A 13,613-nucleotide genomic window follows, 5' to 3' on the forward strand; every position below is an offset into this window, starting at 1 on the left:
ACTCATGACAACTTTAGGAGTAGATATTGGAGGCACCACCATCAAAATGGCGATGTTTGATGGTCAAATGAACATCATAACTGAAAAAGTCATACCGACACCGAAAGCTGAATTCTTGGACCATCTCATAGAAGCGGTTGAACATCACTTTGACCTTAATAACCTTGCGGGGATTGGAATTGCGACTGCTGGTTTAGTCAATGTCGAAAAACGATTAGTTATAAGTGCGGCAAATTTAAGCGTACTAGAAGGCGTTCCAATTTGTGATGAACTTGAACAGCATTTTAACATACCAGTTGCTATTAATAATGATGCGAATTGTGCCGCACTTTCTGAAGCAATCGAAGGAGCTGCGAGTGATGTTCCCACATCACTTTGTGTCACGATTGGAACGGGTATTGGCGGTGGTTTTGTAAAAAACGGTCGACCACTAAGTGGTGCTAATGGCTATGCAGTGGAAGTTGGTCATATGGTGGTACAAGCTGGTGGCAGAAGTTGTGGTTGTGGACGAAACGGTTGCTGGGAAGCCTATGCTTCAGGTACAGCTATACAGATGTATATTAACGAAGACGATCAATTGTCTAATCGTCGCTTGTCGCCAGAGGATGTATTCAATCAATATGATGAAGATGCTAATTGTCATCATATTGTGAAACGTTTTATTCAGTTTCTTGCTTCAGGTATCGTGAATCTACAGTATTTGTATGACCCTCATAAAATAGTCATTGGTGGTGGTGTCATTGATTCAGCCCATGTGTGGTGGACGTTATTAGAAACAGAGCTGGAAAAGTCCAACTTACCTATTTCTATTGTTCAGGCAAAGTATCGCAATCGCGCAGGTGTGATCGGTGCTGCATTATTAGTGAAGTGAGGAATTAGCATATGTATTATTTATTTGGCGATGTCATAACCAATGGTAAAGTCTTACCTAATTACTACGTAGGAATAGATGGTGAATATATCACGGAAGTTGGCACGGAACCACGTTTTAAACAAGCGCCTGTGTATTATGAGGAAGGTAATTATATTTGCCCAGGGCTTATAGATGTCCATATACATGGTGTGCATGGGTTGGATTTTATGGATGTTGATCAACCTAAACGGTTTTCAACGATGGCCAGTCATCTAGCTCGACATGGAGTGACGTCATTTCTGGCTACGTCTAGAACTTCCTCTATGGAAGACCTTCTACTTTTTTTAGATGAAGTTAGTCATTTTGATCATCAAAATAGTCAAATTCTCGGAGTCCATTTGGAAGGTCCGTGGATATCTGAAAAATATCGAGGTGCTCAACCAACGTCATATATCAGACCATTTTCGGAAGACGATTTATCGACTATTATTAAGCCCTATCATTCATTAATAAAAAAAATAACGTTGGCTCCTGAATTAGTTGAGCATACATCAAGGATACAAGAGGTTGAAGAACTAGGGATTCGTTTATCGATGGGGCATACAGATGCGTCTTTTGATACTGTTCAACACGTTACAGAACAGGGCGTACACCATATGACGCATACCTTTAATGCGATGAGTCCTTTCCATCACCGAACGCCTGGTGCTGCAGCAGCGGCTTTATATTTTAAGGATATTAACACTGAAATCATAGCGGATAGCCTGCACGTTCATCCAGCAATCATTAAATTACTATATAACACAAAAGGGAAAGATTATGTCGTCGTTGTATCAGATTGTACAGGCTATGATCATTTAGAAGACGGCACCTATCACATGAGAGGGAAAACCCTTATTAAGCGTGGAAAAGGAATTTATTTGGAACAAGGTAATCTAGCCGGAAGTTCATTATTATTAATACAAATGTTAAAGGTGTTAGTCGAACAATGTAACATTCCGATTGAAGACGTCATTTATATGATGACTCAAACGCCGATTAAGACTCTTACAGTCAATCAGAAGGTCGGACAGTTAAAAAAGGGTTACCGAGCTAATGCCATTGTTTTAGACCATACATATCAATTGAAATATACCATTGTAAATGGAGCTGTCGTTAACTAAGGAGGTTATATGATGAAAAAACCAATAGTAGAAGTCATCAATAGTTATTACCCGTCACTGACAAACTCAGAACAAAAAGTAGCACAATATGTTTTAGACCATTTAGACCAAATTATGTATTATTCGGTTAATGATTTAGCTGACGAAGCCGATGTTGGTGAGACAACTGTCTTACGTTTTTGTAGAAAAATAGGATTAAAAGGTTACCAAGAGTTCAAGCTTAACATTGCCCAGACCGTAGCTGATACAAAAAATGGTACAAAAGAAAAAAGTGATTCGAGTCTATCGCAAATGGTTCTATCTAATACTTTAGAAGCTTTAGAACGTACTGAATCTATGATTACAGACGATGATTTGAATGAGGCAATCCAGCTACTCAAGCGAGCAGAACGTATTCATTTTTTTGGTGTCGGAACATCTGGAATCACGGCAATGGATGCCAAAAGCCGCTTTTTACGAATTGGTAAGATGGTTGAATTTATTCAAGATTCACACCTTCAAGCCATGCAGGCTTCTACCTTAAATGAACAAGATGTCGTCGTAGGGTTAAGTATTTCAGGAAGTACGAGAGATACGTTAGAGTCTTTAAAAATTGCCAAGGATAATGGGGCAAAAGTGATCGCCATTACGTATTTCTCACGATCCCCGATTACAAAATTTGCGGACTTAGTATTATTAGGTGGTGCAAAAGAATCCCCATTAGAGGGCGGTTCCTTAACTGCAAAAATATCCCAGCTTTACGTCATTGATTTATTATGTACTGGGCTTGCGTTAGAAGAAAAAGAACAGTCATTAGACATGAAACAAAAAACGGCAGAAGCCGTCGTTAATAAAATTTACTAGACATAGAAAGCGTGATGCAGATTGGAACAGACATTACTCATTAAAGGTGGTCAGATTATAACGCCCGAACGCTATCTATCGAACGGTTGGCTATATATAAAAGATGGTGTTATTCAAGATATAGGAAGCGAAGACCAAATCCCCCTGTATGAAGCAGGAAATACGATTCACTTGCAACAGGGTGAATATGTGTTTCCTGGGTTTATAGATATACATATTCATGGTGCGTCTGGTTACGATTTTATGGATGGTCAAGAAGCTGTTGAATCCATTGCTCATGTTCTACCACAAGAAGGAACAACGAGTTTTTTAGCGACGACAATTACATCAGATGAAAACACCACAATAAAAGCCTTAGAGGGGATTGCTGCTTACGCTAAACGACCATCAAAAGGGGCAGAACTTTTAGGAGTGCACCTTGAAGGGCCGTTTATCAATCCAGTTTTTGCAGGTGCCCAACCTATTTCAGCTATTCAAGTCCCCAATATAGAACAGTTTAAGTATTGGAATGAAGTAGCAGACCAACTAATTAAGGTCGTTACCCTTGCATCTGAACAACCAAACGGTAATTCGTTAATAGATTTCCTTCATAACCAACGCATTGTCCCGTCAATTGGACACTCAAATGCGACTTTTGAAGAGGTTCAATTAGCTATAGAAAGCGGTTTGAAGCATGCCACTCATTTTTATAATGCGATGAGTAAACTACATCACCGTGAACCAGGCGTGGTTGGCTCCGTTTTACTTTCGGACCTCTATGCTGAGATTATTTTTGACGGTATTCATGTACGCGATGAAATGGTTGAACTAGCGGTACGCATGAAAACGTCAGACCGTATGATTTTAATAACTGATTCCATGAGAGGAAAAAATTTATCAAACGGTTCTTATGACTTAGGAGGTCAGCAAGTTACATTAAATAACGGTGAAGCTAGATTAAATGATGGTACCTTAGCAGGAAGTGTTCTGAAAATGAATGAAGCGGTCCGTCACATGAGTCAGATTAACGATGTGTCTTTAATTGACTTAGCCAAAATGAGTTCTATGAATGCCGCCCAGTCATTAGGACTAACGTCGAAAGGAAGCCTTGATGTTGGAAAAGATGCTGATGTCGTCATCATGGATCGCCAATTTAATGTCAACCAAACAATTGTAGATGGCAACGTGGTATATGAAGTAGAGGAGTGACTTTGAACATGAAAGTTATGGTAGTAGAGAATTATAAAGAACTAAGTCAGAAAAGTGCTCAAATGTTTTATCAATCAATTATTAATAAACGAGCCATTAATTTAGGACTCGCAACTGGTGGCACTCCCGTCGGCTTCTACCAGGAGCTTGTTAAGTTTTTAAAAGGTCATGATATGACAGAATGTATTAGAACGTTTAATTTAGACGAATATATTGGTCTTTCCAAAGGAAACCCCAATAGTTTCTACACGTTTATGAATGATCATTTTTATAAACCGTTAAATCTTTCAGATGATCAAACGTTTATTCCTAATGGAAAAGCGGATGATTTAGAAGATGAGTCTAGTCAATATGAAACATTAATTCAATCGTATGGTGGGATAGATTTGCAACTACTAGGTGTTGGTGAAAATGGACATATTGGCTTCAATGAACCGGGTAGTCATTTTGAACAGAGAACGCATGTCGTTAACTTAAAGCCTTCGACGGTTCAGGCTAATGCTAGATTCTTTAATTCTATTAAAGATGTTCCGAAAAAAGCCATTACGATGGGAATCGGTACGATATTAGATGCTAAAGAAATTATCGTGATTGCCAATGGAGAACATAAAGCTGAAGCCATTTACCAATTAGTCCATGGAGAGAAATCAAGAAATTGGCCAATTACGGCATTAAAAGGTCATTCAAATGTAACGGTGATTCTAGATGAAGCAGCTGCAAACAAAGTTAAACTCAGACAGGCTACATAGAGGAGGAGCACGTTTTGAAAACAGTTGGTATTGATATTGGTGGTACCAAAATATTGGGTGTTGTTTTGAATGAACATGGACAAGTATTAGAACAAAAAGAAATTCCTACCTCTATCGAAGCAGGGAAAGAATCAATCTTAAATAGTTTAGTAGAGTTAACGGAGCAACTAATGCTAGATCAAACAGTTCAAGGGATAGGTATAGGAAGTGCCGGTAGAATTGATGTGGATGAGGGTAGTGTTTATTATGCAACGCCTAACTTACCAGACTGGACTGGTGTTAATCTTAAAAAACGTATAGAAGAAACGTTTCAACTTCCGGTGACGGTTGATAATGATGTGAATGTAGCAAGCATTTCAGAGAAGTGGATCGGAGCGGCACAAGATCTTGAATCCTTTGTCTTAATTACCATTGGTACGGGAATCGCAGCATCCGTTTGGGTTAAAGGAGAATTACTACACGGTCAGCATTGGAGTTCTGGTGAAATCGGACATATGATCTTATACCCAAATGGAATTCTATGTAACTGTGGCCAAAAAGGTTGTCTTGAACAATATGTGAGTGGAAGCGCCCTTCATAAGCTTTATAACTCGCAATCAATGAAACAAGTTCAAAATGGGAGAGAGTTTTTTGAACAACTAGACGAAGGAGACCTGCAAGCTCAAGCTGTTTTGGATCAATTTGTTGAAGATTTCTCCGTGGCCTTGATCAATTTAAGTCACACATTTGATCCTGAAGCGTTTATCATAGGTGGCGGATTAATCAAAACGAAAGATTATTGGTGGCATAGATTAATTGAACAATTCGAGCAAAACAGTAGTTCAAGTTTTAAAACCATTAATCTACGAGAGACAAGACTTGGAACGATGTCGAGTGCTGTAGGTGCAGCGAAGATGGTGATGAGTAACATATAGAAAAATACCCCTAGTCGTGATGGTTTCACATCATGACTGGGGGTATATTTTTAAAAGGAAAGTTATTCTGTGATATATTTAAATAGTTTATAGTCTCTTGCGAAGTATACGTCACCATAATTGTCCTGTGCAAAGAGCAAAGCATCTTCTGCTAACGTTTCATGTTCTAGTGTTTCCGGATTAAGTTTGAATACCTCGCCGTGAGTTTGACCATAAATTTGGCCGTCGTCGTTAAACGAAATGAATCCGCCGCGCCAAGAATGGCTAACAGAATCCCAATTCATTGGGTAGAGCTCCACTGATTCAACTACTTGTTGAGACTCCACATCAAATTTAAATACTTTACCTGATGTTAATCCCCATAAATAGCCTTCATCATCGAAAGTCAGTGAAGTAATGGCTTTTTCACCTTCAATTGGTGTCATTTCATATAATTTTTCCTTAGTATTTACATCATAGGCAAATAATTTAGCGTTTTCTTCGGTCGGCTCTATACCTAAACCGCCCCAAACCGTTGTTCCACCATATACAATATCGTCATCTTTACTAGCTAAAGAAGCAATGCTTTGGTTTTGGACAACGTGTCGTTCGGACGTGTATTCGTCAGTAGATGGATCGTAGAGTGCTAATACGCCTCCAAGTTTTCCGTAATCGGGGATTGTCCCGACTGCGAGTAAATCACCAACAGATGTCAAGGCAAATGGTCGATCTTGTTCTTGGTCTTTTAAGTCGAAAACCTTTTGTGGATTGGTGCCATATTCATAAGGTTGTGAAGGGTCATAAGAAAAGATTTCTGCACCAGTATAGACGCCCATGTAAAGATTATCTTGGTGAGTCGTCATCCCTTCTATTTGTCCCATACCCTTAAATTCAGTTAGCTTGTCTTCCTCAACATCGTATTGAGCTAATCCACCTGAGAAATAACCACCTACATATATGTTACCATCTGGGCCTTGGGCTAGAGATTGAATGTCCACAGGCTCACCAGCGATTTGTCCGGGTGTAACTTCCACATTACCTGTAATCGGATTATATTTATTGATGTTACCGTTCCATTCTGTTGTCACAAGTGTTTTGCCAGGGAATTCCTTCGTATCAAATTCAAACCAGCCAAACCCTCTAGCTCGTGGAAAATCAACACCTGTATCGGTGAGTTCTAATGAGTTTAGGTTGTACTCATGTAATTTTCCTCCGCGAACCATATACACATTATTTTTAGGACCAGCAGGTGAAATATCTAGTCCGTCAACACCCTCAATTTCATCAACGATTTCCATCGTCTTAAGGTCGTATACAAGTGTTGTAGCAACACCTGTTACACGTGCAAATAATTTGTTTCTTACAACATCCATATCATAGACGTTTGTTTGATCATCAAACTTTTCAGGTAAATCGATGATGGTTTTCTCACCTGTTTTTAAATCTAACTCAACTAAGTTTGGTCCATTTGTACCGACACCTACATATGCCTTATCTTTGTAAATATCAATACTTCTAGCATATTGTTGTCCCTCGACCATTGAACCATAGTCATGGAATTCATCTGTGTCGGGATCATATTTAACGACTTTTGCATTCGGATAAGTACCACTATAAATGTTACCGTCACTGTCGGAGGCAATTCTCCAAATAAAGCTTTCTCCCGGAATGTTACCTAAATGTTCAAGTTCACCAGAGCCTGGAACATAGCGGTAAAGTCCTGCGTTAGAGTATGTTCCAACGTAAGCATTTCCATCAGGGTCCACAGTAACTCCCCAAGAGCTGCTTGCTCCTTCTAAGTCAAAGCTATCTACCAAATCTCCTGTATCGGCATTTACGACGTTAAACTTCCCTGGAGAACCGCCGGCTACTGCATATACATAATTTTCGCCATCAGGACCTTGGCCATATGCAGCTCCAGGGATTGATACCGCATTAATTGCAGTACCTAGCTCCTTCTCCCGGTCTTCATCTGCATTCGAATTCAATGTTGAAAAAGTAATAACTGTTAAACCTAGAATCATAGAAAGAATAACTAATAGTTTCTTAGACATTAAACCACCCTTATAATAGATTTTCAGTAAATCTTTAGGTGCTATTTTGTAACCGGTTACAATTCTAATTTTAATAGGTTGTCGTTTGAAGACAAGTCTATAATGTGTCTATAAGTCTGTATTTCAAAAATCGTTGAATAGTCCTAAAAATATAGTTTTATATGTCATTTTAGTCAAATACATAGGGATTGTTTTATATTTCGACGATATAGGTGGAGATGTGGACATAAATGAAAGGAAGACCCCTTGGATAATGGGATCTTCCTTAGATTCGGGTTACAAAATAATAGACAACACTTACCAGTTAACCACGAGCCATCTTCAAAATCGAAAACCCATATGGATCTAAGGAAAGTGCACCATCTTGTGGTTTCTCAAACAGCATATATTCTGCGTTCTGGTAAGCATCTGCTAACTTGAAGTCAACTTGTTCATCTTGGTTATTGATGACGACGATAATTTTTTGATTTTGATCAAGACGTTCGTACATCACGATGTTTCCTTCCGTTTTAACAAACTTAAACGAGCCTTCGCCACGGAGTAATGGCTCCTCTTGTCTGAGGCGGATTAAGTTTTGGAAAAAGGATATTAATTCGTGATCCTGCTCATCAGCATCCCATGGCATACATTTCCGGCATCCGGGATCGTCATCTCCAGTTAAACCGATCTCATCGCCATAGTAAATGCACGGTGTTCCAATAAACGTGAGCTCAAATAAGTACATCAACTTAACAAGTCGTTTGTCATCACCTGCTTGGGTTAAAACGCGTGCCGTGTCATGGCTTCCGAGTAAGTTAAATGCGACTTCATTGACGTTTTCTGGATAAGCGGCTAATACTTGATTGATCTGATTTTTAAATTGCTCAGCGTTGATTGTGCGTCTGGCAAAAAAGTTGAGTGTTGCTTCCGTAAATGGGTAATTCATAACGGCGTCAAACTGATCCCCTTGAAGCCATGGCATGGAATCATGCCAAATTTCGCCGAGGATATAAACGTCTGGTTTTACAGCTTTCACCGCTTGTCTAAATTCCCGCCAAAACTGATGATCAATTTCGTTCGCAACGTCTAAGCGCCAGCCGTCGATATCAAATTCTTCGATCCAGTAAGTCGCAACATCTAATAAGTACTGCTTGACCTCAGAATTCTCAGTGTTTAATTTTGGCATCTTAGGTTCGTAAGCGAAGGTGTCGTAATTCGGTTTTGGTTCATACGCAATCGGAAACTCATGAATATGGAACCAGTCTTTATACTTTGAGTTCTCACCGTGTTCAAGCACGTCTTGAAAAGGCTCAAAGTAATAACCACTATGGTTAAACACAGCATCTAACATCACACGAATGCCTCGTTCATGGCATTTCGTAACCAACTCACGGAACTTCTCTTTATCCCCAAATTGCGGATCTATTTCAAAGTAATCAATTGTATCGTATTTGTGGTTCGATTTGGCTTTGAAAATTGGCGTAAAATAAATGCCGTTGATGCCAAGGTCTTGCAGGTATTCTAAGTGATCGATCACACCTTGAAAATCACCGCCAAAGAAATTGGTAGGGGAGGGAGGTGAACTGTTCCAATCAAGAGCGCCTTCAGGGTCGTTGCTGGTATCGCCATTCGCAAAACGTTCAGGGAAGATTTGATACCAAGTTGTGTCTTTAACCCAATTCGGTGCATTAAAAACATCAATTGGATTTAAAAACGGAACCTTGAAAAAGCAAGGTGGACAGTCTTCAGGTACCGAATCAAAATAGCCACGTTCTGAAAAAATAACAGGGGAATCCTCGCTTGAATCTTCTAATTTAAAGACATAGTGGGTGCGTCTTCGAACAGTCTTGATCGCTGCAAACCAATAATCATACAGGTCATCTTGATAAGCGACTTCCATGCTAGATTCATAGAAATTCGGCCGTTCGTTCGTCCAATCAAATGGATCGCCGTAAATTAAGGTAACTCGTTCAAGGTCATTCTTTTTGGTTCGTAACTTTATATGTAATGTTTCATCATCGTATGGGTAAGCATAGTTGTTTTTCGGGCGATGGTCGATCGCTTCTTTTAACATGAGTAAAACTCCTTTCGTGCAATCGTTTTCATTTCCGACTATCATGACACATGATGCATAAATGCGCAAGGATTATAAAGTTTTTTAATAAAAATTTAAAAAATTTTCTTGCAATTAATAGTGATAGGTGATTATAATTAGAGGTAAGTTATGCAAACGTTTTCATTACATAAACTAGCATTTGAAATCGCTTCCTTTTATTTTTGGCTCGTAATGCAAACGATTGCATAGATGTTATTAAAGTTTATTAAGGGGGATATTTTTCATGAAGAAACGTTTGATTTTATTCATGGCTTTAATGTTATCACTTACGTTAGTGTTAGCAGCTTGTGGTCCTGATCGTGATTCGTCTGATGGTGAATCGGATGACGACCAAACAGAAGATACGAATAACGATGATGAGGGTAATGAATCAGAAGGTGATTCAGACAAACCTGAAGAATTGTTAGTTTGGGCAGATGAGGATAAAAGCGAAGGTATTGAAGAAGCAGTAACGGCTTTTGAAGAAGAGCATGGGATTGAAGTTAAAGTTGAAGAATTAGAAATGGCGACAAAACAAAGAGAACAACTAAGATTAGACGGTCCAGCTGGTACAGGTCCTGATGTTATTACGGTTCCGCATGACCAAATTGGACAGTTAGTCAACGAAGGTCTAGTAGCACCGTTAGAGGTTGAAAAATCTGTACTAGATCGTTACACTGAGTCATCTTTAGACGCGGTAACGTATGAAGGTGAAGTTTACGGTTTACCGAAAGCAACTGAAACTCCAGTATTCTTCTATAATAAAGAGCATTTAGATGAAGCACCTGAAACATTTGATGAGCTTTACGAATTCTCGACTGATTTCACAGATGGTGATCAGTTTGGTTTCTTAGCACTGTGGGATAACTATTACTTCTCTCATGGTATTTTATCGACTTACGGTGGTTACGTATTTAATGAATCAGACGGCGTTATGGATTCTAGTGACGTTGGTTTAAATAACGAAGGCGCGATTGAAGGTGCGCAGTACATCCAGAAATGGTATGAAGAAGGATTGTTCCCTGAAGGTATCATTGGTGAAAATGGTGGATCAGCTATGGAAGGACTATTTAATGACGGTCAAGTAGCCGCAAAAATGGACGGTCCATGGTCTGTATCTAGTATGAATGAAGAAGGAATCGATTTTGGCGTTTCACCAATGCCTAAGCTACAGAACGGTGAATATGCTCAAACATTCGTTGGTATTAAATCTTGGAACGTCAGTAACTATTCTGAGAATCAAGAATGGGCAACTGAATTAATCTCATTCTTATCGAACGAAGAAAATAGTAAGAAACGTTTTGAGATTACGAACGAGATTCCACCAGTTAAAGCATTGATTGAGGACCCGATTATTGCTGATGACCCTGTAGCTGAAGCAGTTGCTATTCAGTCTCAGCGTGGTGTACCAATGCCAAACATTCCTGAAATGAGTCAGGTTTGGGAGCCAATGGCAACAGCACTTCAGTTAATTGCAATGGGTGAACAAGACGCAGAGCCAGCATTAAATGATGCGGTTAAAGCAATCGAAGAAAATATTCAATTAAGTCAAGAAGAGTAAGGTTTTATAGAACAGGCGGCGCAACAAATGGCTGCCTGTTCACCTATACATAATTTATGTTCCCTAGATAGATGAGAAAGGGAGTTTTTCATATGGACAAGAAAGAAATAAATTCAAATACCAATCATCGAAAAATTGCCATGTATTTGTCCGTCGTGCCTGGCGCAGGTCAGTTTTATAATAAGCAATACTTGAAAGGGTTGCTTTTTTTAATTTTAGGTGTTGTGTTTATTTCGGCTTTTAAAGATGTTATTAATATTGGACTTTGGGGGATTGTCACATTAGGTGAAATCCCAATGGAAGACCATTCGATCTTTCTATTAGTTCAAGGGATTGTTGCCTTGATCGTTATAGCACTCGGGTTAGTTATCTATTTTATTAATCTAAGAGATGCTTATAAAAATGGTAAGCGAAGAGATATGGGCTTAGAGAAGCATTCAATCCGTAAACAGTATCAAAACTTAATTGATACAGGTTTTCCATACTTAATGTTAACGCCAGGGTTTTTCTTATTAATATTCGTTGTTATTTTTCCAATTCTATTTGTGATTTTGCTATCATTTACGAATTATAGCCTTAACAACTCACCGCCTGCGAATCTAGTTGAATGGGTCGGTTTTAAAAACTATCAAGATATCTTCCAATTAGATATGTGGCGTAACACGTTCTTTAATGTGTTTAAATGGACCATTATTTGGACGTTCCTAGCGACGACATTGCAAGTTGCGGTTGGTATGTTCTTAGCGGTATTAGTGAATCAGAAGGAATTAAAATTCAAGAAAATCATCAGAACGATTTTTATCTTACCTTGGGCTGTTCCAGCGTTCGTATCTATTTTGGTATTCGCTGGAATGTTCAACAATTCATTTGGCACGATTAACCAAGACATTTTAGGGTTCTTCGGCGTTGATGGCATTCCTTGGTTGACGGAACCATTCTGGACGAAGTTTGCGCTCATCATGATTCAATCCTGGCTTGGCTTTCCGTTTATTTTTGTCATGGTAACAGGTGTTCTGCAGTCTATTCCGAATGACTTGTACGAAGCGGCAACCATCGACGGCGCGGGTATTTGGCAAAAATTCAAATCGATTACGTTCCCGATTGTGATGTACGCAACGGCGCCGATCATGATTACGCAGTATACGTTTAACTTTAATAATTTTAATGTCATTTTCTTATTTAACGGTGGTGGCCCGTCAGTTGTCGGTCAGAATGGAGCAGGCGCTACGGATATCTTAATATCTTGGATTTATAAATTGACGTTAGAAGTCGGTCAGTACGGTAAAGCAGCAGCGATTACGATGATGTTATCACTGATTGTCATAGCTGTAGCGCTTTGGCAGTTTAGGAGAACAAGAGCATTCCAAGAAGAGGATATGATGTAATATGAATATGAAAACTCAAAAACTCATTCGATTAACGTTAACGTACTTTATGGTGGCGATTGTGTTTGTCATCATTTTATATCCGGTTATCTGGATTATTGGTTCTTCCTTAAATCCCGGAAATAGTTTAAGCGGTTCTAGCATGATCCCTGATGACGCGACATTTAAACATTATAAGGAACTGTTTAATCTTGAAGAGAGTAACTACTTACGATGGTATTGGAACACGCTAAAGATTTGTTTCTTAACGATGATTATTACGGTTTCGATGATCGCGTTAATGGCGTATTCATTCTCAAGATACCGTTTCGTTGGGCGTAAATATGGCCTTATGACGTTTTTAATCTTGCAAATGATCCCGAACTTCGCAGCGCTTATTGCCATTTATGTCCTAGCGTCTATGACTGGATTAATTGATACGCACTTCGCGTTAATTTTAATCTATGTCGGTGGTTTACTGCCGATGAATACGTGGTTGGCTAAAGGTTATTTCGAGACGATTCCGAAAGAGTTGGATGAATCAGCAAAAATGGACGGAGCAGGACACTTCCGTATATTTTGGAGCATCATCTTACCATTAGTTAAGCCAATCTTAGCGGTCATTGCGTTGTTTGCGTTTATTACACCGTTTACGGATTTCATTTTAGCCAAAGTTATTCTAAGAACACCGGAGAACTACACTTTAGCAGTTGGTTTATATGATCTGGTTGCGAATAACTTCGGAGCGGAGTTTACGAAATTCGCAGCAGGTGCTGTTTTAATTGCGATTCCAATTTCAATTGTGTTCCTATCATTACAGCGTTACCTCATTTCTGGGCTAACGTCTGGAGGGACGAAAGGATAATAGTCA

At 39.1% G+C, this 13,613-nt stretch carries 11 protein-coding genes; 9 read left to right on the forward strand and 2 right to left on the reverse strand.

Annotation, left to right across the window (positions count from 1 at the left end):
• Nucleotides 1–4 precede the first annotated feature (4 nt).
• Genes EDC24_RS07265 through EDC24_RS07290 form a run of 6 tightly spaced genes read left to right on the forward strand, consistent with a single transcriptional unit; the run spans nt 5 to nt 5,710 of the window.
• A complete protein-coding gene (locus tag EDC24_RS07265; protein WP_124221159.1) occupies nt 5–871 on the forward strand; it encodes an ROK family protein in 867 nt (288 codons plus the stop codon).
• An 11-nt stretch (nt 872–882) separates the two neighbouring features.
• On the forward strand, nt 883–2,016 hold the full coding sequence (gene nagA, locus EDC24_RS07270; RefSeq protein WP_124221161.1) for an N-acetylglucosamine-6-phosphate deacetylase: 1,134 nt from the start codon (nt 883–885) through the stop codon (nt 2,014–2,016).
• Nucleotides 2,017–2,028: 12 nt separating this feature from the next.
• Nucleotides 2,029–2,859, forward strand: coding sequence for a MurR/RpiR family transcriptional regulator (locus EDC24_RS07275; RefSeq protein WP_124221163.1), 831 nt, complete (start codon nt 2,029–2,031; stop codon nt 2,857–2,859).
• 21 nt (nt 2,860–2,880) lie between these two features.
• Nucleotides 2,881–4,047, forward strand: a complete 1,167-nt coding sequence (nagA, locus tag EDC24_RS07280; protein ID WP_124221165.1) for an N-acetylglucosamine-6-phosphate deacetylase — start codon at nt 2,881–2,883, stop codon at nt 4,045–4,047.
• A gap of 8 nt (nt 4,048–4,055) precedes the next feature.
• Nucleotides 4,056–4,796, forward strand: a complete 741-nt coding sequence (nagB, locus tag EDC24_RS07285) for a glucosamine-6-phosphate deaminase (RefSeq protein ID WP_124221166.1) — start codon at nt 4,056–4,058, stop codon at nt 4,794–4,796.
• A gap of 14 nt (nt 4,797–4,810) precedes the next feature.
• Nucleotides 4,811–5,710 (forward strand): ROK family protein, encoded by a 900-nt coding sequence (locus tag EDC24_RS07290; RefSeq protein ID WP_170158504.1) that lies wholly within the window; start codon nt 4,811–4,813, stop codon nt 5,708–5,710.
• A gap of 62 nt (nt 5,711–5,772) precedes the next feature.
• On the opposite strand, the gene EDC24_RS07295 is transcribed toward EDC24_RS07290, so the two are convergent.
• Together EDC24_RS07295 and EDC24_RS07300 are read right to left on the reverse strand one after the other, a co-directional pair.
• Nucleotides 5,773–7,743, reverse strand: a complete 1,971-nt coding sequence (locus EDC24_RS07295; RefSeq protein ID WP_124221169.1) for a WD40 repeat domain-containing protein — start codon at nt 7,741–7,743, stop codon at nt 5,773–5,775.
• Nucleotides 7,744–8,047: 304 nt separating this feature from the next.
• On the reverse strand, nt 8,048–9,796 hold the full coding sequence (locus EDC24_RS07300) for a glycoside hydrolase family 13 protein (protein WP_124221170.1): 1,749 nt from the start codon (nt 9,794–9,796) through the stop codon (nt 8,048–8,050).
• 265 nt (nt 9,797–10,061) lie between these two features.
• On the opposite strand from EDC24_RS07300, the gene EDC24_RS07305 reads away from it, so the two are divergent.
• The 3 genes from EDC24_RS07305 (at nt 10,062) to EDC24_RS07315 (ending at nt 13,607) form a co-directional block, all read left to right on the forward strand.
• Nucleotides 10,062–11,378, forward strand: coding sequence for a sugar ABC transporter substrate-binding protein (locus EDC24_RS07305; RefSeq protein ID WP_124221171.1), 1,317 nt, complete (start codon nt 10,062–10,064; stop codon nt 11,376–11,378).
• A gap of 92 nt (nt 11,379–11,470) precedes the next feature.
• The gene (locus tag EDC24_RS07310) at nt 11,471–12,763 is read left to right on the forward strand and encodes a carbohydrate ABC transporter permease (RefSeq protein ID WP_124221173.1); all 1,293 of its coding nucleotides are present in this window, start codon (nt 11,471–11,473) and stop codon (nt 12,761–12,763) included.
• 1 nt (nt 12,764) lies between these two features.
• Nucleotides 12,765–13,607, forward strand: a complete 843-nt coding sequence (locus EDC24_RS07315; protein WP_124221175.1) for a sugar ABC transporter permease — start codon at nt 12,765–12,767, stop codon at nt 13,605–13,607.
• The last annotated feature ends 6 nt before the right edge of the window (nt 13,608–13,613 follow it).

Source organism: Aquisalibacillus elongatus, assembly GCF_003843875.1.
Taxonomy (GTDB): Bacteria; Bacillota; Bacilli; order Bacillales; family Alkalibacillaceae; genus Aquisalibacillus; species Aquisalibacillus elongatus.